This is a genomic window from Salinivibrio sp. SS2 (assembly GCF_001722075.1).
GTDB classification, from domain to species: Bacteria; Pseudomonadota; Gammaproteobacteria; order Enterobacterales; family Vibrionaceae; genus Salinivibrio; species Salinivibrio proteolyticus.
On the sequence record NZ_MEBP01000024.1, the window covers coordinates 67,996 to 92,657 of the forward strand.

Genomic DNA, 24,662 nt, shown 5'->3' on the forward strand with positions numbered 1-24,662 from the left:
TAGCCTAGCAGCATAGGGAGCGGAGAATATTGCGGCTTATCAGTAAAGAAGAAGTGACAATAAAAACTAAAAACACATCAAGTAGATAGCGACCAACTGGGTGTTAGCCTAACTCTGCACTTTGCCGATTAAGCCCAAAGACAACAGCGCACGCCATTACTCTTTTTAATCGCGTGCGCTCATTTGCTATCAATACCCTGTTGTTTCCGAGGTGTTTTTATAGATTTTGCCGTTTTTCATGATCACAACGAAGTGCGCATCAGGCTCGGCAATCAGGTCAAGATTTTCCAGCGGATTACCCTCAACAAGCAGGATGTCAGCGATAGCATCCTCTTCTATCACCCCTAATTTCCCTGAATATGGACTCCGCTTGCCAGACAGCGCAAGCAAGGCTGCATTCCCAGACGTTGCCATCGATAACACTTCAGCCGGTGTGTACCACTTTGTCATCGTGGTTAAGATCGCGCCCTGGTTTTTTGTCATGGCAGGATTGAATAAAATATCCGTGCCCCACGCCACCTTGAGATCATATTGCTTGGCCAGTTTAAAAGCGTTGTCAGTGCCTTGGGCAACCTGTTGTTGCTTTACTTTCGACTCCCCTTGCATCGGATTCGAGTACTCGTTAGCAAGGAAGGCTTGGCCGCTCAGCCATACGCCTTTTTCCGCCATTAATTGTGCAGTTGCTTCATCCATGAGCTGTCCATGCTCAATCACTTTCACTCCCGCGTTGATCGCAGTTTGAATCGCTTTAGGCGTGTAGGCATGTACCGTCACATAGGTGCCCCAGTTATCTGCCGCATCTACCGCAGCGCGGAATTCTTCTTCCGAGTATTGGGCCACATCAATCGGATCATACGCAGAGGAGACGCCGCCTCCCGCCGCGAGTTTGATTTGCGAGGCACCCAACATCAGTTGCTCGCGGACGCGCTTTCTGACTTCCGCCACCCCATCCGCTATCACACCACCATTGAGCGATTCACCTCTGCTCAGCCCGGCATTGTTCGCGGCAGGCACCTCATAACGCATCCTAAAATCACCATGTCCGCCCGTTTGCGAAATCATTGCACCGGAGGGCCAAATGCGCGGCCCGGCGACTATTCCCTCGTCAATGGCCTTTTTCAGACCAAATACCGGCCCACTAAGATCACGTACACTGGTAAAGCCACGCATTAACGTGCGTTCAGCTTCTTGTGCGGCCCGAAGATTGATGTAGCCGACGTCTGCGGTAAGCAGTTGTGGGACGGAAACAGTCGCCAGCATCGCATGCCAATGTGCATCAATCAGCCCCGGCATCAGCGTGCGTCCCTCACCTTGGATCACAGTGGAGTTCAATGACGGCACCACGTCAATCGGCTGACTCGAAATCCGTGTGATCTTGTTTCCCTCAACTAAAACATGTTTGGGGGTAGAAAGCTGCGCAGATTGACCATCGAAAATACGCACATTTTCAAACAACACACTCTGCGGATGCGGCGCCAACTGCGCCTTAACCGATACCACCAACAACAAGCCGCCCACAACTATCGCCAGCCTTCGCATCAACCTCGCCATCTCACACTCCTTGTACTCAGTAACAAAAAGCGACTCAAACCCCTTCCACAGCGCCTGCTCCTCGCTCATTTAACAAACCACAGGACGATGAGGTTCTGACCGCACTGTCTATTAAATTAGCCAACCGCACCAAAAAGCCCAAATTTTAGAGAGTTATCGCAATTTTGTTGATCTTGCTGTGGCACGCTCTACGGCCCATTGAATATTCTCTTTCCCACGCTCCCGCGTGGGAAAGAGTGACAAAATCAGCGCCTAGACGTTACTGTGAGGAGTTTACTTTATTCTGGAATAAGTTAATCATCGTCCTCGCTGTTCGCCTCGTCCTCTGGCTCAAAGCCGGTTTTCGATAAATCTGAGAACGACTCAGCTAGGTTATCATTCACTTCTCGGCAGCTGTTTATTCTCGTTCCCACGCTCCCGCGTGGGAATGCCTACCTTGATACCACTTGCGACAAACCGCCAGTAACCCCGACGCGCCCATGTAATCTCTGGCACTCGAATAACGCCAGTGAGCCGCGTCATCTCTCGTTCCCATGCTCCCGCGTGGGAACGCATCTCTCGTTCCCACGCTCCCGCGTGGGAATGCATACCTTGCTACCACTCACGGCAAATCTCCAGCAGCCCCGTCGTGCCCATGTAATCTCTGGCACTCGAATAACACCAGTGTGCTGCTTCACCTCTCGTTCCCACGCTCCTGCGTGGGAATGCATACCTTGCTACCACTCACGACAAACCGCCAGCAGCCCCGACGAGCCCATGTAATCTCTGGCACTCGAATAACGCCAGTGAGCTGCTTCATCAACATAGCCCCGCTTCACCGGATTTTACCTTGCTACCACTCACGACAAACCGCCAGCAGCCCCGACGAGCCCATGTAATCTCTGGCACTCGAATAACGCCAGTGAGCTGCTTCATCAACATAGCCCCGCTTCACCGGATTTTGATGAATGTAGTCGATTTTCTGCCACATCATGGCATCGCTTTGTATCAATTCAGGATGCACACCCTCCTGCCAAAACTGATAAGCGCGATCACCTTTGTGGGCTTTTTTATAAAACGCCAGTTGATCCAGTATTTGCTTAACGTTGCGCTCAGCAAGGTATTGAATCAGATTTTTCGCCGTCCATGACTTCAGTCGAGCGATATCACGATCCAATGCCTGACTTTGCAGCACTAAATGACAGTGGTTTTCTAGCACCACCCAAGCATAAACCTTAAGGCCGTCTCTGCTTAAAAAACGCAAAGCATCTAGCAAGATATTAACGGTGTCCGGGCGCGTGAATACCGGGATCCAGTGCAGTACGGTTAACGTCACGAAGTGCGGTAAGTGAGGCTCGGTGATTTTGTAGCGGCTTCTCCCCATAGTTAAAACTCCATATGCATTCCCACGCGGGAGCGTGGGAACGAGATACGACTTCTACCGATGATTCAAGCTCCTATACATTCCAAAGCCGGAACATGGAAACGAGTGAATCGCGCTCAAACCCAAACATAGGGCGCCTTATTCAGAAGGTGCTCTCGATTAGCTTACAACTTCCTGCCATTTCGAGTAATTCGTAACAACATCATATTTGGCGTTCTCACTCGTAATCTCTGCATTCATTTTTTCAGAGACTTTAACTCGTTCCCACGCTCCCGCGTGGGAATGCATACCTCGCTACCACTCGCGACAAACCGCCAACAACCCCGTCGTGCCCATGTAATCTCTGGCACTCGAATAGCGCCAGTGAGCTGCTTCATCAACATAGCCTCATCTCTCGTTCCCACGCTCCTGCGTGGGAATGCATACCTCGCTACCACTCACGACAAACCGCCAACAACCCCGTCGTGCCCATGTAATCTCTGGCACTCGAATAACGCCAGTGAGCCGCCTCATCTCTCGTTCCCACGCTCCCGCGTGGGAATGCATATCGAATTGACCCTCCTGTTAATGATCACAAAGCCATCAAAATCACCACACAGAGATGTCATAAAATCCAGTCAAGAGTGCGAAGTGAACCGCAGCAGTGATAAACTACGCCCATTCGTTTGCAATATGATGTGAAAAATGAACCAGCCGACTCAGCAAGAACAAGAATACTTAAAAGCGCTTGAAAGCAAGCTATGGACTGCCGCCGACAAACTCCGCTCCACCTTGGATGCGGCTCAGTATAAACACGCGGTGCTTGGGCTGATTTTCGTCAAGTATGTGTCGGATGCCTTTGATGCCCGCCGCCAAGAAATTTCGGCGCAGCTGGATGACCCAGAGCACGAATACTACCTCGACCCAGAGGGCTTAACCCCACAAGAGCTGGAAGAAGAAAAAGCGATCGAGCTAGAGCAACGTGATTACTACACCGAGAAAAATGTCTTCTGGTTGCCCGCTGAATCACGTTGGCAGTTTTTGCAAGACAACGCGCCACGGGTAATTGGCGGGGCCGAGCTGGCTATCGCCGGCAAAGCGAAGAAAATCACCTCCGTCGGTCACTTGATTGATAATGCGCTAGAAGGCATTGAGCGCGACAACGCCAAACTCAAGGGCGTTTTGAACAAAGCCTACAGCGGCCTGCGTATCGACCAAGCCAAGTTGGTCGAGCTGATCAACCTAATTGCCACTATTCCGTTTTCTCACAACTCGCTAAACAGCAAAGACATCCTCGGTCATATCTACGAGTATTTTCTCGGTCAGTTTGCCTTGGCAGAAGGGAAAAAAGGTGGCCAGTTCTACACGCCCGCCTCGATTGTTAGCTTGATTGTTGAAATGCTTGAACCGTTCGAAGGGCGGGTGTACGACCCGGCGATGGGCTCCGGTGGCTTCTTTGTGCAATCAGAAAAATTTATTGAGCGTTACGCCAATAAATATGACATCGACCCGCTGACCCAAAAGCAAAAAATCTCGATTTACGGCCAAGAATACAACTACACCACTTGGCAGCTGGCTGCGATGAACATGGCGATCCGTGGCTTAGATTATGACTTTGGTAAAGAGCCCGCCAGCACCTACACCAATGTGCAACACCCTGACCTGCGTGCCGATTTTATTATGGCTAACCCGCCGTTTAATATGCGGGAGTGGAACACAGGCGTCGATGATAACGACCCACGCTGGGTCTACGGCCAACCGCCCGCCAATAATGCCAACTTTGCGTGGTTGCAACATATGCTCCACCACCTCGCGCCCGACGGCTCGCAAGCCTTGCTGCTCGCCAACGGCTCAATGAGTTCTACCACCAACAATGAAGGCGAGATCCGCGCCGCGTTAGTGGAAAATGACCTAGTCGAGTGTATGGTTGCCCTACCCGGCCAGCTGTTTACTAACACCCAAATCCCCGCCTGTATCTGGTTTTTAACCAAAACCAAAAAAGCACGTACCGATAAAGCAGGCCGCCAGTTGCGCGACCGTAAAGGCGAAGTGCTGTTTATTGACGCCCGACACCTTGGCTATATGAAAGACCGCGTATTGCGCGATTTTTCTATGGACGATATCGCCCAAGTGGCCGATGTTTTCCATGCGTGGAAGACAGGCGCGGAAGTAAACGGCACCACATACCAAGACCAAGCCGGCTTTTGTAAATCTGCCACCTTGGACGAGATTAAAAAGCACGATTTTGTGCTCACCCCTGGCCGCTACGTGGGCGCAGCGGATGTGGAAGACGATGGCATTCCCTTTGCAGAAAAAATGGCGACCCTAACCGAAAAGCTCAGTGAGCAGTTTGCGGAGTCAGCCAAGTTAGAAGCTGAGATTAAAAAGAATCTAGCGGGGTTGGGTTATGAGTTATAAGGTCAAGCTCTCTGACGTTGCAGAAATAGTTATGGGGCAATCACCAAAAGGAATAGATTGTAATAGTACAGGAAATGGATTCCCTCTGTTAAATGGCCCAACAGAATTTACAGGACGAAGCCCAGCACCAACTCAATTCACTACAGCTGGCAAAAAATTCTCAAAAATTGGAGACATTCTTTTTTGTGTTCGTGGTTCCACTACAGGTCGAATGAACTATGCAGACAGAGTCTATGCTATTGGCCGTGGGATTGGCGCAATTAGAGGAATAAACGGCTATCCAACTCCCTATATTCGGGCCGTATTAGAGTATAACCTTGAAAGATTATTGGTCGCAGCAACAGGCTCAACTTTTCCTAATGTCGGGAAAGATCTTCTAAATGCCTTTGAAGTAACTGTTTGCAGCCCTGAGGAAGCTCAACGAGCGAATCAACTGATTACCGGTATTGAAGATAAAAGGTATTTAAACACCCAAACCAACCAAACCCTCGAAGCCATGGCGCAAGCCATCTTTAGGTCTTGGTTTGTTGATTTCGACCCCGTCAAAGCCAAAATGCAGGGCAAGCAGCCCGAGGGAATGGACGCCGACACCGCCGCCCTGTTCCCCGATAAGTTGGTTGAATCGGAGTTGGGATTGATTCCGGAGGGGTGGTCTACTGGCACATTGAGCGATATTGCGACATACTCGTCAGCACGCACCAGCGCAGAAAATATCAGCTTAGATAACTATATTTCTACTGAAAACATGCTGCCTGAAAAGAAAGGTATAACCTCAGCATCCAAGCTTCCTACAGCTAAAACAGTAGCTGCATACAAGCCTGGCAATATATTAATTTCTAATATTCGCCCCTACTTCAAAAAGATTTGGCTAGCCGAGCGCTGCGGGGGACGTTCTAACGATATTCTAGGTTTTGAATCTATCAGTCCAACTACCACTCTATATCTTATGAACTTGCTCTCTCAGGACGAGTTTTTCGAGTACATGACCAGAACTTCTAAAGGCGCAAAAATGCCACGAGGAGACAAAACTGCAATTATGAACTGGAGTTTAGTTATTCCACCAATTCAATTGCGGCAAACCTTTTCCAGTGTTGTGGAACAGTTTTACGAGTTAATCCCAAAAAATAATTTACAAAACGGAAGCTTAGTGGCGCTTCGCGACACCCTGCTACCCAAGCTACTCTCCGGCGAATTACCGTTGAAACAAGCAGAAAAACTGGCAGAGGTCAGCTAAACGCTGGTGAGGCTGCGCGATCACAGCGAGTGAGATAAAGAATAAAAGGAATAGCGGATGATTACCGAAGACCAGCTGGAGCAGCTCTGCCTCGATTGGTTTAAAACACTGGGCTATCAATACGCGCTTGGTTACGATATCGCCCCTGACGGCGACCGCCCTGAGCGCGATGACTACCACCAAGTCACCTTAAAAGGGCGGCTGCTTAACGCCCTTTCCGCGCTGAACCCACAGGTGCCGCATGACACCTTAGTGGCAGCAGCCAAAACCATCTCCACCCCAGATTCACCGGTGCTGATTAAAAGCAACAAGACCTTCCATCACTATGTGATTGAAGGCGTGCCAGTGGAATACAGTGTATGGCAAGACGGCAAACAGACCACCAAACATGACCGTGTCAGGCTGATTGACTTCACCCACCCCGATAACAATGACTGGTTAGTGGTGAACCAATTCACCCTCACGGGTACGAAAGGTAATCGTCGTCCTGATGTGGTAGTCTTTATTAACGGCCTGCCTATCGCGGTGATTGAGCTCAAAAACCCTGCCGACGAACACGCTGATATTTGGAATGCCTATAACCAAGTTCAAACCTATAAAGACGAGATCAGTGATTTATTTGTGTGCAATGAAGCACTGGTGATCTCAGATGGATGGACTGCGCGAGTTGGCTCGTTAACTGCCAATAAAGAGCGCTTTTTACCTTGGCGCACCATTGCCAGCGAAGACGACAAACCCTTCAATGAGTTTGAGCTCGAAACTCTGGTCCGTGGCTTTTTTAATCGCGCCCTGCTGCTCGACTACATCCGCTATTTTGTCCTGTTTGAGCAAAGCGGCGACACCACCATTAAGAAAATTGCCGGTTATCATCAATTCCACGCCGTGCGCGAGGCCGTCAAAGCAACGGTTATTGCCGCCAACACCGCCAACCAAGTGGCAGAGCCGCGCGCCAACTATGCCAATACCGTTAAGCCTGGCAGTAAAAAGGCGGGTGTGGTGTGGCATACCCAAGGCAGCGGTAAAAGCATTTCGATGGTGTGTTATGCCAGCAAGCTGTTACAACAGCCAGAGATGAACAACCCTACCTTGGTGGTGGTCACCGACCGTAATGATCTGGACGGTCAGCTGTTTAACACCTTTACCATGGCGCAAGACACCCTCAAGCAGTTGCCACAACAAGCCGAAGATCGAGAGTCCCTGCGCGATTTACTCGCCAGTCGCCAATCAGGTGGTATCATTTTTACCACCGTGCAAAAGTTTTCGTTGCAGGACGATGAGTCGTTTCACCCTCAGTTATCGCAGCGTGGCAATATTGTGGTGGTCTCTGATGAAGCGCACCGCAGCCAATACGGCAACAAAGCAAAACTTCGCGAAGTACGAGACGCTAATGGGCAAGTGGTGGATCACCGCTATGTGTATGGCTACTCACAATACATGCGCGATGCGCTGCCGAATGCCTCTTTTATTGGCTTTACCGGCACGCCTATTTCGCAAGACGACAAAGACACCCGCGGTGTGTTTGGCGATTATGTCTCCATTTATGATATTCAAGATGCGGTCGATGACGGCGCAACGGTGCCAATTTATTACGAATCTCGCCTTGCCAAACTAGACATTAACCAAGACGACATCGAAGCGCTGAATAAGCAAGTCGATGAAGAAATCGGCGAAGACGAAGAGATCAGCACCCGCGAGAAGCTAAAATCTACGTGGTCAGCACTCGAAAAACTGGTGGGTGCCGCGCCCCGCATTGAACAAGTGGCGGCTGACTTAGTCGAGCACTTTACCACCCGCACCGCGACGTTCCCCGGTAAAGCGATGATTGTAGGGATGAGCCGCGAAATCTGTGTTGATCTTTACAACGCGATTGTTGCAAACAAGCCCGAGTGGCATGACCCTGACCCACACAAGGGCGCGATAAAAATTGTGATGACGGGCAGCGCGTCAGATAAAGAAAAGATGCAACCCCACATCTACGATAAGAAAACCAAGAAGCTATTTGAGAAGCGCTTTAAAGACGTGGACGATGAGCTGCAATTGGTGATCGTACGCGATATGTGGCTGACCGGCTTTGATGCGCCCTGCTGCCATACCATGTATGTCGATAAACCGATGAAAGGCCACAACCTGATGCAGGCGATCGCGCGGGTCAATCGGGTGTTTAAAGACAAACCCGGCGGGCTGGTCGTGGACTATATCGGTATTGCTAACGAACTAAAAAACGCACTAAAAACCTATACCAATAGCCAAGGAAAGGGCAAACCCACTGTCGATACCGCCGAGGCCTTCGCGGTGTTGATGGAAAAAATCGATGTGGTCAGAGGCATGTTTGCCACCCCCGTTGATGGTGAGGTGTTCCACTACCGCCCAGACTTTGAAACCCAAGCTATTCGCCTACTACCCGGCGCGCTGAACCATATTGCGGGCCTGTCGCACCGTAACAGCAAAGGGGAAGAGGTGCGCGACGGCAAACGCCGCTATCTCGATACCATGGCCGCGCTGATGAAGGCGTATTCCCTGTGTAATACGCTGGATGAAGTAGAGGGGTATAAAAACGAAATCGCCTTTTACGGTGCTATCAAGACGGCCTTTTTGAAGCATTCCACCGTAGATAAGAAGCGCAGCGACGAAAGCCGCAACTCCGCACTACGTCAGATCCTCGATAACGCCATTGTCGCAGACGGGGTCGATGACATTTTCAGTACCGTGGGGCTGGAAAAGCCCAATATTGGCCTGCTGTCGGAAGAGTTCTTGGAAGAGGTGAAAGATCTCAAAGAGAAGAACCTTGCGGTTGATCTGCTAGAGCGACTCTTACGTGATGAAGTGAAAGCACGGATGAAAAACGATGTGGTGCAGGAGAAAAAATACTCCGACCGCATTATGTCAACGCTGCAAAAGTATCATAACCGCAGCATTGAAACCGCGCAGGTCATTGAAGAGCTGATCCGCTGGGCCAAAGAGATGCAAGCCGACGCCAGCATGATGGACGAGCTGGATCTTAATGTAGACGAAATTGCTTTCTATCGTGCACTGGTCGTGAACGAGGCATCGGTGCGTGAGCTAGGCAATGATACGCTCCGGAAATTAGCGATTGAGCTAACCCGCCAGTTACGAAAATCAGCAACGGTAGATTGGCAAAAGCGCGACAGTGTACGCGCACGCATGCGTAATATTGTCCGTCGCCTACTCCGCCGCTGGAAGTATCCGCCTGATAAAGCCGAAGAAGCTACCAAGCTGGTCCTAGAGCAAGCCGAGGCATTAGCAGACGGTTGGTATAGTTAACGGAAGAGAAACCGGCCAATATGCATTCCCACGCAGGAGCGTGGGAACGAGTGGTGCATCGGTTTCGGTATGCATTCCCGTCTCTAGCTCCCATGCTCTTGCGTGGGAGCCTTAACGGTATGAGTAGCTATAGCTAAAATCTAGAATTAAAGGTGTTGGTTTATGGATAACAAGGCACTAAGGATTTTTTTCCTAACCCTATTAGCGGTTTCAACCAATGGAGCAGCTCAAGGTAGGGCGACATACCCTGAAAACAAAGAGTTATTACTTGGTAGATACGCAGGTAAAGAACTTGTTATTAACCGGATTACGCCAAACTTTGCTGTTATGTACGATATATCAAGCTTTAAGATATATGGTCATGATTTTACAATAGATAAGCATACTCGCTATTACGGCAAATCAGGTATGGCACACTACTCTCAGATCACTACTGAAAACGTGAATTGCCGGGACGGATTCATATCAAATTCATCTCTGGGATTTTATGCGACTTACTCATTAGATATGCAAGTAGAATTTAAGGCTCCTAGTTTACCTGAGAGTAAGGAGCCGTTGGGTCGGTTTGAACAAGATACGTGCAGCCTACTCTCCGATACTGGATTTAAGTCAGCAGGACTAAGCCAACATGAGGGATTAAAACATTATAAAAGTGCCATGCTTGAATTTAGCGTGAATATGTTTGAATTAGCTCCGCCTAACGTATTCGCTATACCTGATCTTATTAGTAATCCGTTAGGGGTAGCACAAGGAAACGAGGCGATACTGACACCTATCGGGAAGCTATTGAAAGAAAAAAATACCAACATAGACTAAGCCACCACTCATTCCCACGCCGGAGCGTGGGAATGAGTTAATCCTCTAACTGCGAAAACTTGATGATCGCGTGAGATTGTTCAAGGGTTTGTGCGAGGTGTTGGATATGGGCGGGGGTGATTTCGCAGCAGCCGCCGACAACGAGGGCACCGTCGGCAATCCATTGTTGTACGCGTTCGGTGTGCACTAGCGGTGAAAGATCTTCACGGGCCTCTAGCGCATCGGCTTTGCTGCCTTTGGCCATGTCATCCACAGATTTAAAGGCATTCGCATAGCCACCCACGGTGTGATAGTTCCGTGACATGTGTGGCATTGCAGTGGTCAATACGGCTGGATCACAGCAATTAAGCATCACCGCTGTGGGGGCGTAGTCGGCCACGGCGCGCATTGCCTCGTTGAGTGACTCGCCAGAGCGCAAGTTACCATCAGCCTCGAGACGAAATGCAACGCCATAAGGCTTACCTTGCTCGCGAGCGGCGGCACAGGCTGCGCGCGCTTCGAGTGTGTTGCTCATGGTTTCGATAAGAAAGACGTCCACGTCAGGCTGTAGGCGCGCAATATGAGCAAACTCCGCTTTCATGTCTTCAAAGCTACGCTGGGGCTGACCGAGATAGCTGCCGACTAGAGGGGGTAAGCAACCGGCAATATCAACATCCTCGCCGGTTTCGTCGACGGCTTGTTGCAATGCAAAAAACGCCTGCCGATAGATGGTGTCAATGCTATCGAGCAACCCCGCCTTCGCCAAGCGTGTCGGGGTGGCCGGATAGGTATTGAGAGTATGCGTTTTGGCGCCTGCCCGGATAAAGTCTTTGTGTACGTCTTTAACAATATCCAGATGCTCTAACATTACCGCCACCGACCAAAGCCGTGAGCTCACTTGTGGCGCTCGCTGATAAATTTCTTGCCCTAGGCCACCATCGAGTAATGCAATCGACGTCATGGTAACTTCAGCCTCCTTCGGCTTTTTATCCTTGATTTAGGATGAGATTACCATCTGTGTCGCTATTTCACACTCATCGCGTTACGCGACTTCTTCGCTGCCTTCAATCGCCAGATGTTCAAGTTTATCAATCACCGTCATACTGGCACTCTCCATCCCTGTTAGCGCCGCGATCATCTGCTCGGGTTGCTGTGCATGAAACGCTGCTACCGCCGCTTTCGCGTGAGTGTGTACTTGCTCATGAGGGGCGGCGATAGCTTTAAAATTTTGTAACTGGGCGAAGTACTGTCGTCCTTCGCCGCGGTCGTACCACTGCCCTAAGCGGCACTGGGTATGGTCGGTCACATCATCGGCGTTCATGCTATCTTCACCGAGCACCACACGATAAATCGCAAACTTAAAACTGATATGGTCGAGTTTTGCCAGCTCACAAAAGGCACGCAATGCCGATGCTTTAATGGTGGTTCGACTGTTCTGCGCCTGCTCACTTTGCGTCGCCATCGCATCTGCCACCTGTTGGCCTTGCTCGCTATATTTGATCGCTTCACTGGCAAGCTGATCGGTTAGCGTACACGCATGTCCACTCCCGGCGCGAATCTTCTCCACCAGCTGAGTAATATCTTGCGTAGCGGTGGAGGTGCGTTCGGCGAGGTTGCGGACTTCATCAGCCACCACGGCGAAACCCCGCCCTTGCTCGCCGGCTCGGGCTGCTTCAATCGCCGCATTCAGGGCCAACAGATTGGTTTGGTCAGCCACATCGCGAATCAAGTTCACAATGCCACTCACTTCCTGTGCGTGCTGATCGAGAGCACGAATTGCTTCCGACGATTGCTGACATTGCGCGGATAATGACTGCACATGGCGAGCGAGATCATTGACTTGTTCGGCACATGACGCCGCCTGATGGCTCACCTCCGTCACACGCTCTTTTTCACCATTAATGGTTTCTGCTAGGGTCGCCAGCGAAGATTGGGTCGCAGTAATTGAATCACCAAAATGGCACAGGTTAGCGTCGATCGCTTTACCGGTTTGGCGTTTTTTCTGTACCACGGCCAGCTCCGATTCTAACGTCGCTTTTTCGCTGTATAGCGCGTCTATTTGGGCATTGACTTGCTCCAGTTTTAGTTGCAATTCAGTACGTTTTTGTTGCTCTTGTTCGAGTTGACGACGAGATGTAAACACGCGAAATCCTCCTAGTCGGTAATATCTGCATTGTACGCCTTATGCATATGTATGCGCTTGTAATCGATTAAACTGTGATCCTCTCAACGCCAATGCGTTGATTTACACTGTAAACCCATAAGAAATCCCTTCATACTGGCGTTTCCATAGCGAATGAGCGAGACACTATGACCTTTTGGTTGCTTTTTAAACGTTGGATTATCAGCCACTTCGCCCATTTAAACGGGCGTATTCTCGGATTGGTCGTACTTGCCTACGGCGTCATTGGCTGGCTGCTTTTACAATCGGCGGGTGAAACTGAGATGACTCAGTCACTCAGTCGCTACATCTATTATTTAGTGGTCACCGCCTCTACCGTGGGGTATGGCGATTACTCGCCCGCCACCGAGGCAGGACAGTGGATTACCGCCTTTTGGATCATTCCCGGTGGGCTCGGTCTGTTTGCGGTGGTGATTGGGCATGTGACCAGTGCCTTAGTGGATTATTGGCGACGTGGATTACAAGGAAAACGGAGTCTTACTGTGAAAAATCATATTTTAGTTTTGGGGTGGAACGACCAGCGTACCATTCAGTTAATCCGGTTGTTGCAAAGCGGTATTCATGGCGAGCGCCCGATCGTGCTTTGTGTCCGTCCTGAAATGGAAAATCCGCTGCCTGGCGAGGTGGAGTTTGTGCGCGTGACCAGCTTTACTGATGCCGAGGGCATTGCGCGCGCCGGCATCGACAGCGCCGCGAGTATCATTATCGATAACCCAGAAGACGATATTACGCTTTCTGCGGCGCTGTTCTGCGCTCACAAAAACCCTTCCGCTCATTTACTCGCGTATTTTCAAGATGATGCACTCAGCCAAATATTGAAGCAGCACTATCCGCACGCTGAATGTGTGCCGTCTGTGTCGGTAGAAATGCTGGCAAAAGCGGCCGTTGATCCCGGATCAAGTCAATTACATCACGAGCTATTGAGCACGGCTCAAGGGATGACCCAATACTGTGCCCGCTACCCCACCGATGCGAGTGCAACCGATGTCGGCACCTTGTTTAATCAATTAAAGCATGAGCATGATGCAACCTTAATTGGTCTCGACAAAGGCGATGGGATCACCCTGAACCCTCGCCTACACACTGAAGTGGCACCGGGCGATCGCATCTTTTATATCGCCGCCGAGCGTTTACCACATTGGTCTGCCGCCTAACGGACGCGTCCAACGCATCTTTGCTGTTTTCTTTTCGATGCCGCTGCCCCACTTGGGTTGCAGCGGATCGTTTCCATCTCGTCTCAGGGCAATTCCGCGACAGCATGCTCTGCTGGCGACAGACACAAATTATCAGGGTAAGCGTAAAAATGATGCACCGGCCCAGCGCCTCTTCCGACCGTTAGCTGCTGACTATGCGCTAAGGCCTCCGTCAAATACTGCTTAGCCGCTCGCCCGGCCTCGATAGGCGTCATCCCTTGGGCATAAAACGAGGCGATCGCAGCAGACAGTGAACATCCGGTGCCATGGGTGTTGGTAGTTTCAATGCGGCGTGCGCGCAAGGTTTGACAGGTATCTCGGCTAATCCACATATCGACACTCTCGGGCATCTGGTGTAAATGGCCTCCTTTGAGCATCACGTAAGGACAGCCTAGATGGCGAAGTGCCGGCACCAGCTCATGCATTTGCTCTATAGAGGTAGGCACAGGCCGACCGGTTAAGCGAGCGGCCTCCGGCAAGTTGGGAGTGAGCACCGTTGCTCGCGGAATAAGCTCTTCAATCAACGCCGTCATGGCCTGCTCGTCGAGCAAAGGGTCGCCGCTGGTCGCGACCATCACGGGATCTAAAATCACCGGTAAGTGTGGCGACCGTGCCAGCACAGCAGCGACTTCACGAATAATCGCTTGATTGGCCAGCATACCGATTTTCACCGCACGCACCGGCATGTCGTACAACACCGCATCTAATTGGGCGCGCACAAAATCGGGCTCAACCGCCGAGACGGCGTCAACACCGCAGGTATTTTGCGCGGTTAGCGCAGTGATCACCGAGCACGCATAGCCGCCGGTCGCTGAAATCGCTTTAATGTCAGCTTGAATGCCCGCGCCACCACCGCTGTCTGAGCCGGCAATGGTGAGAATAACAGGTGGAGATAGGTTCATAATGGCCCCTTAATCATCAGGGGCGGAAGGAGACAAAGTACGGCAGTATGCATCACTTTATGCGCTGATCGTGTCAGTTCCCTCCGCCAGTGCTAACTGGATCAGGTTCTACGGGTCCTGCTTTCGCAGTCTCAGCAATTACTTGCTCCCCGACTAACTGAGTTCAGGATATGCATCCTACGGATAAAGCGCAAGCCTTACGCATACCGTACCGTCACGCTTTTCACGTTGATTTTCATCCAGTATTGACCTCAACCCAGCACTCTGCTCCCTATTTTGCTGATGAGGTTAAAGGGACCTTATCGCTACCGAGTTTTCACCAGCATTTTGACCCCACGTCAGGCTTGGTGACCGACACCGAGTTTAATCAGCGCCTCGATACCATTATCAGCCACCTCTAACGCATGACTCATCTCTAATCCGATGATGACCACGGCTATCCAGACACGGGCGCACTGATAGCCGTCGCTGGGCACTCACATCCGGTTTGCAGAAGCTGTTCAAACTGTTCTGTTCCCAGCGGTTTGGCATATAAGAAGCCTTGCGCTTGATCGCAGCCAATACGCTGCAAAATCTGTTGCTGGCCAACTTCTTCCACGCCTTCGGCCACCACACCGTGGCCAAACCCATGCGCTAGGTCGATCACGCTACCAACAAGATGTTTGTCACCGGCGTTGGATGTAAGATCTTGAATAAAGCTACGATCAAGCTTCACCCAATCCACAGGAAGCTGTTTCAAATAGCTCAATGAACTGTAGCCTGTGCCAAAATCATCAAGCGCAATGTGCATCCCCGCATCACGGAGCTGTTGTAACTCTTTAAGCGCCACCGACATATGTCGAATTAACGCCGATTCAGTAACCTCAAGCTGAATGATTTGGGTGGGTACTTCCAGCGCTTGGCAGCGGGCAAGAATGCTGTCGGCAAAACCGTGGCGAAGTTGCTGGGAAGAGACATTGATGGCTAAGTGAAACGCCTCAGGCAAGGTGTATTGCTCTCGCCAACGGACCAGCGCGCGCAACGCCATAGAAAAAACGGCATCGCCGAGTTGGATCATATCAGCACTTCGCTCGGCAATGGGAATAAACTCGGCCGGGCTGATCGCTCCCAGTTGCGGATGACGCCAACGCAATAACGCCTCAGCGCCTACCATGGTACCGGTATTGAGATCCCATTTGGGCTGAAAGACCAAAGACAACCCTCCTTGTTCAAGGGCCGGGCTAAGTCCATTGCGGATCATATGCTCACGTTGCGATTGCGCATCCAACTCTTGGCGATAATGACCCACTTCAGTGTCATCGGTCGGGATAGCTAGAATCGCTTGGCGAAAGAGTTGCTCCACATCATGATGATCACCTTCCGCTTGGGCTATTCCCACATGGCAGTGCATCGACATCAAACGGCCATCAAGGGTGTGATGACCACTCAATAATCGACAAATCCGCTTAGCAAGTGCGTCAATGGCGGTGATATCTCCTTCCACTAACATCACCAAACGTGTGTTGTCCCACACACCAATACGCCGCCCTCTTGCGACTGAGCTACTGGCTAAGAGCCCCGCTAGGTGCTTATACAGCGCTTCTGTCATTAAGTGGCCTTGATGCTGTGTGACCGCCTCCATCCCATCCAACGCGATCATTAACACGGTCACCATCCCCTTTGCGAGTTGACGTTCAGCCGCATCCACCAGCGCACGTCGATTGGGTAGATTGGTTAGGGGATCGGTTAAAGACAGGGTACGTAATGCCGCGGTTTGCTTATTCACTAACATCTGCAAACGCGCCGCTTGATCTCGCTCTTTCAGGGTTTTGAATTGAAAATGGAGAATATTATGGATGCGCTGGAGCACTTCATGGTGATCAAACGGCTTGGTGAGATAATCAATGGCCCCGCGGCATAAAGCTTGATTGCGCAGATTGTTGTCACTATCGGCAGTAAGCACCATCACGGGGGGACAGTGCTCGCCGAGCGTATTGTTCAGCAAATCGAGAACATCTAGCCCCGAGCGTTGAGGCATACGCATATCAAGCAACACTAAATCGGGGATCGGTGAGAGGTAATCGGTCACAAGGCGTGGATCGTTAAGGCCTGTGATGTGTTGATAGCCAGATTGCAGCAACATGGCAGTCAACAAGTCGACATTTTCCGGTCGATCATCAATGATCAGGATCTGCGCTTGGGATTTTTCTCGTGTCATGCCCTGTCCTCCAAAAGTGTTTGCATCGCTCGGCCCAACGCCGCACCCGATACCGGTGACGCCAACGTCACAATGCTATCGCTGTGCGATTGCATAGATTCGGTGTCCGGCACATTAACCACGATCATGGGCCGTTCACCGAGTCGCGACTGAACCTGATCTGCCGTGTCATCAAGCACCGCATGACTGACCATGAATAGCGAGGGCGGTGTGGTATGCGCCATCGCGGCTGCTAACGATAAATCATGGACACAGGTCAAGGTCAGTAACGGCCAATCTTCGAACCAATCGGCCATTAAGCGTTGCTGTGCAACGTCTGGTTCAATAAAAAGCACTCGATGCGGCTGGGTAAGGGTGAATGGTGTGGATGAAGACGCTATCTCGGTCAACGACTGGCCACGATAGGGAAAGGTGACGGCAAAACAACTCCCTTTTCCGACTTCGCTGCTCACGGTGATCTCACCTTGCATTTGCGCGATCAATTGCTGTGTGACCGCAAGCCCCACGCCTGCCCCTTCAATATGGGTTTGCTCGGCCGCTAAGCGATTAAAAGGCTCAAATAACGCGCTCAGCTTATCTTGTTCAATGCCAATGCCTGTGTCCGTCACCGCGATCGTTATCGTTTCGGCTTGCTGACAGGTCGATACCGTGACACGTCCACCCGCATGGTTATATTTAATTGCATTGCTAATGAGGTTGATCAGCACTTGCTTAAAACGGGTCGCATCGACGTAAAGATCGCCGTTGAGTGTGTCCGGTAGAGTATGGCGCAAACTCACCGTCTGGCGATGGGCAAGAGGCAACAGCGAATCGATAGCCTCGCAAATCATCGGACGCAAAGGTGCCCAGCTCGGGTTGAGGGAAATTTTTCCCGCCTCGATTTTGGCAAGATCCAGCACATCATTAATCAGGGCGAGTAAATGACGGCCACTTTGGTGTATTTGTGCCACGTATTGTTGCTGAGTGGCCTCTAACGCCGGCGAGGTCGCATTCATTAATAATTGTGCATAGCCAAGCACACAGTTAAGCGGTGTGCGTAATTCATGACTCATTGCAGAAAGAAAGTCACTTTTCGCTTGGTTTGCTCGCTCCGCGTCTTTCATGGCATTAAGAAGTGGGGTGGCATCGTACGCGACGGTAACAATGGCATATGGCTCACCTTCGAGGTGATGGATGAGGGTTTTCGCCAGTTTAAAGGTGCGGCCATCGTTCAGAGTGACATCGGTATGCACCGGCTCGCCATTCATGGTCAGTTGATGATCCAGCGCGTTGAGTGTCTCTCGTCCTCCTTTGGGCAATAACTGGGCAAAGGCATCAGCTAACGCCTCCACATTATCGACCCCAACGGCCTGCACGCACGCATGATTGGCCATGGTATATCGCCCGCCTAACTCGCGGACAAACACTGGATTGGCAATCGCATTGATGATGGTTTTTAGCTGGTTGCGCTCGTGTTTTACGCTCGCTTGCGCCTGCGTGAGCGCGCTAAGATCGGACATGATGCCGATAAACTCACGCCGACTGTCTATCTGTACTTCACTGACCGCGAGGTGTACAGGGACAAGATGCCCATCGACATGACGGGCCTTAACTCGCCGCCCAGTTCCAATCACTTTTGCTTCGCCACCGGTAAGGTATTGCATCAGATAATGCTGATGCTTCCCTTCATGCTCTGGCGGCATCAAGCATTCCACATTGTTGCCCACCAGTTGCCGATGGTCATAGCCCAGCAATGTGTGGGTGTAGGGATTGGCATCGATAATCACACCTGATTCATCAATCACCAAAATGGCAGCGGCTGCACTCGCCACGAGTGCTTGATAGTGGGCATCCGTGCCTGTCACTACGCACTGTTTGCCGGTACGGCTTTTCTTAACGATTTGATTATCCATAACAAATCCTGATCATCGGCCAAAAAAAACGCCCCATGACGGGGCGTTTATCGAATGTTTGGTCACGACTGTCGATAGTTTTTCACCAAGGCATCGACCTTATTCAAGAACTGCGTTTTAAGGTTTTCGTGCTCATAATCCAGGTGATATGTATTGTGAAACCCCACCCGTAACTGTACGCCATTTCCGGCTAAATAAATGGTGTAGCCGTCATAATCTGAGAAGGCTTCAATGCCATCTAGGCGATGTCCTTGTTCGGTTTTTTCTCCAAACTGAGTCACTATCTCGTAGGCGCGAAGTAGATATGCAGGATCTAGTTCGTTTTTCACGCTTCCCTCCTGACCGTTTATCGGAATGGCGCATCACCTCCCCGGCGCAAGGAGTGAGACGGCAAAGGCGACGCGATGACCGGATGCGATGGAACAGTGGTTGCTGGTCCCTGTTCGCGTGAATGCATCGGCTTTTCTATGATATTGGGCAGCGTCGCGAGTGTATCAAGGGTCAGATCGGGACGCGCTTTCTCTATCTCTGTTCCGTAATTATAGCCGTAAGTCACGCAAACAACAGGGGATCCGACCGATCGTGCGGCCTGAACGTCATTCACGGCATCCCCAACAACCAATAGCTCCGTGGGCGCAACGCGTAAAATCGCCGCGGCTTCATAGATGGCATCGGGGCCAGATTGCAAGGCAGCAATCGCATCAGCGCCTACAATCCGCGTGAAAAAGTGACTCACGCCGAGTGCTTTTAACAAACTATTGGCGTGAACGGTTTGCATGTGCGTGGTACAGATCATGGGCAGCTGTCTGCGTGCCAGTCCTTTCAAGCACTCAAGGACGCCCGGATAGAGTCGTGTTTTTGGCGGTTTTTTGCCCAGATAGGAGGACAGGAAAAGTGTGCGCGCCTGATTCAAGACCGCATCTGACACGCGGCCATTGATCTGGCGTGTTAACACCCGGTGGATCAACAAATCTGCGCCATCACCGATCCAGTCTTTGATCGTATTCGGATCTTCAGGTGGTAGATCGAGCCCTTTCAACATGCCCGATATCGCGTCAACAAGGTCGTCAAATGGGTCCGCCAAGGTCCCATCTAGATCGAAACATACCGCAGAGACATTCTCCAACTTTTTCATGGAACTCCCCCACAATCAATGTGTTATTACTCGGCAGGAACAGAGGTATTGTCGAGAGTGTGTCATCCATCGACTCACTAGAAGTTAGCAGAGAAGGTCGTGATCCCCTATCGAAAGATCAGGCATAATGTATCGAATCTGAGCGAGAAGAATGAATAATCAACCACCCTTTTCAAAAGTTCGTTTCCTAATCAAGCCACTAACCAATGAGTGATTCACATCACATTTTTGCGTTGTTGCGTCCAGTGATACCGACCTGATGACTGTATAAAAAATACGTCATATTTTTGACGACGCCGATCACCGTCAGCACCCAGTGTTCAAACAAGCGTTCACGGAAATGACACAAAATCCCATCAAAACTGTCATCGAGACACCTTACCCTTATCGACTCATTGGTTGTCACACATTGTCTTCTTGATTATGCGCTTTTTGCGATCACAGCCTATTTGGCGATTCGGCGTAGTTATTGCGCTGGCGGGTTTATCCAGTTGGCTGGTTTACACGCTAGACATACAGCGTCAACACGGTTTGTTCTCAGTACAAGTTGAAAAACAGCGTCATGTGCTCAGCAAAGCCTTTTCACATATTTATCAGCTACAACTTTCTGCGCAACTCTTTTTACAGCAAGAAGCCGGCCCCTCCCAAGCAGCGTTTCACCGCTTCATTGATACCCATACCCATGACAATACCGGAATTGATAGTGTGATGTGGTTGCCTCGCGTGAACCGCGCTGAGCTTAGTGATGTTTTTGCTCAGCGTCATCCGGTTCAGCCTTATCCGCCATTAAGCCGCAAAGCGTGCCAATGGGTGATGCGTAACGACACCTTCCCCGCACTATATGTATCGCCTAAAGCAAAAGAAAATGGCTATCTGGGTTGGCGTGCCGATGCGCAATGTGACAACACAGTGACCATGGAGCGTGCCTATTTCAAGCGCCAACCAGAGGCTATGCTCATCAGTGATCAGCAAGGGCACGGTGTGCGCTGGTTTGCCGCAATTACCAAACCTGATGGTCAGTTGCGGGGCTATCTTGCGACGACATTGTATTTCGACACCTTTTTCCCAACACTTTGGCAAAGCGACACCCCAGCTCCCGCACTGGCAATGACAGCCAAGGAAGCATTTGGGCATCAGCAGCTTTTTTCCACCCATTCACCCGCGCGTCTGCATCCTTGGCAAAATCAACGCGCAGATACCGATCTTATTGCCATTCCCGGTAGCGAAGAGGGGCTGGTGGTTCAGTTCTTTGATATTCAATCTCGAAGTGCTGCGAGTCGCTATGCCATTTTAGTCGGCATTTTAGTGCTTGCGTTGGGACTATCTATTTTGGCGAGTTTCTGGTCCTATGCGAACCGACTCACGCTGGCACAGGCTCTGGTGACCAATCAAACACGCCAACTGTATCATCAAGCTCGGCACGATAGTTTAACTGGGCTGTCCAATCGTGCGGCGCTCGATAGCATGCTGGAACGTATGCTGGCGATGTTGAAAGCCCAACGCGCGACAAGCTTTACGTTATTGTTTATCGACCTCGATCGTTTTAAGGCCGTTAACGACTCCCTCGGGCATGTGGTCGGCGATACCTTACTTAGACGTGTCGCGTCGCGATTAACCCGTTACATCCCCGATGAGCGTATCTTTCGCTTTGGTGGCGACGAGTTTATTGTCTTGCTCGAGCAAGATTGCGCATTGGCACAAACCAAAGCCAAACAGTTGCTTCGCGTATTGAGTCAGCCTTATTCCGTTGACGAACATGTTCTCAATATCAGTGCCAGTATCGGCATCGCGACAGTGAATAACGCCAATGCCTCGTTGCTTGATATTATTCAGCAAGCCGATATTGCCATGTATCACGCCAAGCTTACGCGAGAGCGGCTCGCGATATTTCAACCCGCGATGCTAGCCAAAGTGCAACACCGCTTTATTGTCGAGCAAGATCTTAAAAAGGCCCTCGCCGAACATCAGTTCACGCTCGCTTATCAACCTATTTTCGATGGACAAAATAAAACGCTTAGCCACGCCGAAGCGCTACTACGCTGGCACCACCCAACCCTCGGGACCATCTCGCCCGCTGAGTTTATTCCTATCGCAGAGGAAACCGGCTATATCATCGAATTGGGCGAATGGGTATTGGAGCAAGTCGCGCGTAAACTAGATAATTGGAGTGAGCGCTTGCCTACCGGTCAGAGCCCAACAATTACGGTTAATGTTTCCGCTAAGCAATGCCAAGCAAGCTCCTTTGCGGATGACATTGCGGACTTGCTCGCACGCCATCAATTTGCACCTCAGTGCTTAGCTTTAGAAGTGACAGAAACCGCCTTACTGGAGCACTCCGAATGTGTCGCGACAAACCTCCATCGTCTCCATCAATTGGGCGTGAAGCTCTATCTGGATGATTTTGGTACGGGTTACTCATCGTTATCGTTATTGCGCCAATATCCGTTCAGTATGGTGAAGATGGACCGCAGCTTTATCATGGATATCGATCAGCCGACCGGCAAAGCAGCCCCTTTGTGTCGTGGGATTATTGCCATGGCCCATGCGCTTGATTTGCGTGTCGTCGCAGAAGGGGTCGAAACACGGCAACAACTTGCTTGGCTACGTTATCATCAATGCGATTACTTGCAAGGCTATGTGTTATCACGCCCGCTTGAGAGTCACGCCATCGACAAACAAGTGATGCCAGCATCATACCAGCGTATGATGCTTGTGCATGGTTGATGCTGCAGCAAGCGGAGCGGGTTGGGCGTCTAGAGAGACATTGTTGATACCAAGCTGGGTAGAGGTGTGATGTAACCCATACCACTCTTCGCGAAGCACACCGAAACGTAACGCATCATAGTACTCACCTTGAAAGAAGCGCACCGAACGCAACCGGCCTTCTTCTTTCATGCCTAACGCCTTCGCGCAGCGCATCATGCCCGGATTCCCTGACCAAGTAGTCAATCCAATTCGGTTGAGTGTTTGGCAGCGAAATAACTCATCCACCCACAAGGCCAACGCACGGCGGCCGATTCCCCTCCCCCAATCGGCGGGGTCAAAAATAGTGATCCCCACTTCAAGCCAGCGTGTGCGTTTGTCTTCCCAGTAGAAGGTCACATAGCCCACAGGACGTTCATCCACACAAATGACTTTGGCACTGTCTCCAACAATGAAACGTCGGAACAGGCCAAACCGAAAGGACCAAAATGAGACAGGTTCGAGGGGAATATAAGGCGCGTCAAACTGCTTCCACGCGCGAGAGTGGTAAATCTGACGCCAGAAATAGGCCGCTTCACGACGAAAGGCGGGTCGAATCGTTACCCGCGGCGTCTCCATTTCCTTCACTTCCATGTTCGTAACGATTTCTCCTTGGGTTCACTACCAAATAATCGGTGATGAGGCCGATGACTTCACGCGGCCTTGCGCAGGCGTCACCCATAAAGGCATCCAATCTAATTCAATTAACCACCACATCGCTCACCTCCTATCAACACCCTAGGTTGATACTACGCTCATTTATCAAGTGTAGACGGTTGTCAGCGTGTTGGATGGGTAGATCGTTGCGATAATCCAACGCCGATAAGCACCAAACTGCCACCAATGAGGTGATAGTGCGTTAATACTTCATCAAGCCATATCATGGCAATGCCTGCGGTGAGTACGGGTAATAAATTCATGTACATCGCAGTACGGCTAGCGCCATTGAGCGCGATCGCATTTAGCCACAATGCCGGCGCTAATACCGACGCGCCGACGGCCGCAAAGCCCACCAAGGGATACGCGTCGGGCACAATATCAGCACTGGGCGCGGCATAAAGCACAGGTAAGAGCATCAATACCGCAAACAATGCTTGTACATACACAGAAACCCAATTAGACACCGACATCGGCCAGCGTTTGAGTAATACACAATACAAGGCATAAGCAGATGCGCAAATCAACATGAGTCCATCACCGGCAGTGACACCGCTTTCAAGCAGCGTCATGGGCTGACCTTGAGTGAGCATATACCCAAGTCCAGAAAAGGACAATATCGCGCCAGCGATGGCGATACGTGTTAGCGGTTGGTGCAGAAACCACACGCTAAATAGCAAACTGAGCATTGGGACCAACGACATAATTAACGCCATATTAGTGGCGGTAGTCGTTTGTGCAGCAAAATAGGCGACCGATTGGTTGATCACCATACCCAGAGACGCCAACACCGCAAGACGAGGGGCTAATTTAAACACCGCACGCCGCTGTCGCCATAAAGTCGGCAGACAAAAGGGAGTAAGCACTAAAATCGCAAAGAACCATCGATAGAAAGCCATGGCTCCAGGAGCAATCACCACCACCGCCATCTTGTTGACGATGGTATTCATCGCCCAAATGGACACTGCCGCAAAGGGCAAGAAAACAGGCATAGATCTCCCAAACAGCAAAAATCAATTAAGCAAAAGCAGGCAGTTTACACTGTAAACTCACCAATGAAACGCCTAATTTGCTGGACGTTGAGGGCGAGAGGGTGGATTCAGGCAAAGAAAAAGCGGGCAAAGAGCCCGCTGGCGAGAG

The 24,662-nt window shown here is 50.8% G+C and carries 18 protein-coding genes and 1 riboswitch; of the genes, 7 read left to right on the forward strand and 11 right to left on the reverse strand.

Going from position 1 to position 24,662, the window contains the following annotated elements:
• Positions 1–189 precede the first annotated feature (189 nt).
• Together BGK46_RS01705 and BGK46_RS01710 are read right to left on the reverse strand one after the other, a co-directional pair.
• The gene (locus tag BGK46_RS01705) at positions 190–1,551 is read right to left on the reverse strand and encodes a metal-dependent hydrolase family protein (RefSeq protein ID WP_069586745.1); all 1,362 of its coding nucleotides are present in this window, start codon (positions 1,549–1,551) and stop codon (positions 190–192) included.
• 832 nt (positions 1,552–2,383) lie between these two features.
• The gene (locus tag BGK46_RS01710; RefSeq protein WP_069586746.1) at positions 2,384–2,914 is read right to left on the reverse strand and encodes an REP-associated tyrosine transposase; all 531 of its coding nucleotides are present in this window, start codon (positions 2,912–2,914) and stop codon (positions 2,384–2,386) included.
• 684 nt (positions 2,915–3,598) lie between these two features.
• Between BGK46_RS01710 and BGK46_RS01715 the strand changes: the two genes are divergently transcribed.
• From BGK46_RS01715 to BGK46_RS01730, 4 genes are all read left to right on the forward strand, one after another.
• Positions 3,599–5,311 (forward strand): type I restriction-modification system subunit M, encoded by a 1,713-nt coding sequence (locus tag BGK46_RS01715; RefSeq protein WP_069586747.1) that lies wholly within the window; start codon positions 3,599–3,601, stop codon positions 5,309–5,311.
• Positions 5,301–6,545, forward strand: coding sequence for a restriction endonuclease subunit S (locus tag BGK46_RS01720; protein WP_069586748.1), 1,245 nt, complete (start codon positions 5,301–5,303; stop codon positions 6,543–6,545). The genes BGK46_RS01715 and BGK46_RS01720 overlap by 11 nt, the downstream gene beginning before the upstream one ends.
• Positions 6,546–6,602: 57 nt before the next feature.
• Positions 6,603–9,827: a type I restriction endonuclease subunit R gene (locus BGK46_RS01725; protein ID WP_069586749.1), complete on the forward strand. Its 3,225-nt coding sequence runs from the start codon at positions 6,603–6,605 to the stop codon at positions 9,825–9,827.
• A gap of 162 nt (positions 9,828–9,989) precedes the next feature.
• On the forward strand, positions 9,990–10,643 hold the full coding sequence (locus tag BGK46_RS01730; RefSeq protein ID WP_069586750.1) for a hypothetical protein: 654 nt from the start codon (positions 9,990–9,992) through the stop codon (positions 10,641–10,643).
• Between the two features lie 37 nt (positions 10,644–10,680).
• Here BGK46_RS01730 and BGK46_RS01735 read toward each other — a convergent pair whose 3' ends face one another.
• Both BGK46_RS01735 and BGK46_RS17960 read right to left on the reverse strand, forming a co-directional pair.
• Complete coding sequence (locus BGK46_RS01735; RefSeq protein ID WP_069586751.1) at positions 10,681–11,583, reverse strand: homocysteine S-methyltransferase family protein; 903 nt, start codon at positions 11,581–11,583, stop codon at positions 10,681–10,683.
• Positions 11,584–11,664: 81 nt separating this feature from the next.
• Entirely contained in the window at positions 11,665–12,765 is a 1,101-nt protein-coding gene (locus BGK46_RS17960; RefSeq protein ID WP_069586752.1) for a methyl-accepting chemotaxis protein, read from the reverse strand.
• Between the two features lie 167 nt (positions 12,766–12,932).
• Here BGK46_RS17960 and BGK46_RS01745 point away from each other — a divergent pair, with 167 nt between their 5' ends.
• Positions 12,933–13,958 carry a potassium channel family protein gene (locus tag BGK46_RS01745; protein WP_069586753.1) on the forward strand — a complete coding sequence of 342 codons (1,026 nt, stop codon included), beginning with the start codon at positions 12,933–12,935 and terminating at the stop codon, positions 13,956–13,958.
• A gap of 83 nt (positions 13,959–14,041) precedes the next feature.
• On the opposite strand, the gene thiD is transcribed toward BGK46_RS01745, so the two are convergent.
• Positions 14,042–14,899, reverse strand: coding sequence for a bifunctional hydroxymethylpyrimidine kinase/phosphomethylpyrimidine kinase (thiD, locus tag BGK46_RS01750; protein ID WP_069586754.1), 858 nt, complete (start codon positions 14,897–14,899; stop codon positions 14,042–14,044).
• Positions 14,900–14,960: 61 nt separating this feature from the next.
• Positions 14,961–15,061, reverse strand: a riboswitch (TPP riboswitch).
• 8 nt (positions 15,062–15,069) lie between these two features.
• On the opposite strand from thiD, the gene BGK46_RS01755 reads away from it, so the two are divergent.
• Positions 15,070–15,300, forward strand: a complete 231-nt coding sequence (locus BGK46_RS01755) for a hypothetical protein (protein ID WP_069586755.1) — start codon at positions 15,070–15,072, stop codon at positions 15,298–15,300.
• Positions 15,301–15,335: 35 nt separating this feature from the next.
• Here the strand turns inward: BGK46_RS01755 and BGK46_RS01760 are convergent, their stop codons facing one another.
• The 4 genes from BGK46_RS01760 to BGK46_RS01775 form a co-directional block, all read right to left on the reverse strand.
• A complete protein-coding gene (locus tag BGK46_RS01760) occupies positions 15,336–17,096 on the reverse strand; it encodes a putative bifunctional diguanylate cyclase/phosphodiesterase (RefSeq protein ID WP_069586756.1) in 1,761 nt (586 codons plus the stop codon).
• Positions 17,093–18,988 (reverse strand): PAS domain-containing sensor histidine kinase, encoded by a 1,896-nt coding sequence (locus BGK46_RS01765; protein WP_069586757.1) that lies wholly within the window; start codon positions 18,986–18,988, stop codon positions 17,093–17,095. Before BGK46_RS01765 ends, BGK46_RS01760 begins: the two co-directional genes overlap by 4 nt.
• A 62-nt stretch (positions 18,989–19,050) precedes the next feature.
• Positions 19,051–19,317: a DUF3081 domain-containing protein gene (locus BGK46_RS01770; protein WP_069586758.1), complete on the reverse strand. Its 267-nt coding sequence runs from the start codon at positions 19,315–19,317 to the stop codon at positions 19,051–19,053.
• A 17-nt stretch (positions 19,318–19,334) separates the two neighbouring features.
• Entirely contained in the window at positions 19,335–20,123 is a 789-nt protein-coding gene (locus BGK46_RS01775; protein WP_069586759.1) for an HAD family hydrolase, read from the reverse strand.
• A 423-nt stretch (positions 20,124–20,546) separates the two neighbouring features.
• Between BGK46_RS01775 and BGK46_RS01780 the strand changes: the two genes are divergently transcribed.
• Positions 20,547–22,847: a bifunctional diguanylate cyclase/phosphodiesterase gene (locus tag BGK46_RS01780; RefSeq protein ID WP_069586760.1), complete on the forward strand. Its 2,301-nt coding sequence runs from the start codon at positions 20,547–20,549 to the stop codon at positions 22,845–22,847.
• Here BGK46_RS01780 and BGK46_RS01785 read toward each other — a convergent pair.
• Both BGK46_RS01785 and BGK46_RS01790 read right to left on the reverse strand, forming a co-directional pair.
• On the reverse strand, positions 22,815–23,459 hold the full coding sequence (locus BGK46_RS01785) for a GNAT family N-acetyltransferase (RefSeq protein WP_069586761.1): 645 nt from the start codon (positions 23,457–23,459) through the stop codon (positions 22,815–22,817). The two genes, BGK46_RS01780 and BGK46_RS01785, sit on opposite strands and share 33 nt — an antisense overlap.
• Positions 23,460–23,644: 185 nt before the next feature.
• Positions 23,645–24,514 (reverse strand): DMT family transporter, encoded by an 870-nt coding sequence (locus BGK46_RS01790; RefSeq protein ID WP_069586762.1) that lies wholly within the window; start codon positions 24,512–24,514, stop codon positions 23,645–23,647.
• Between the last annotated feature and the right edge of the window lie 148 nt (positions 24,515–24,662).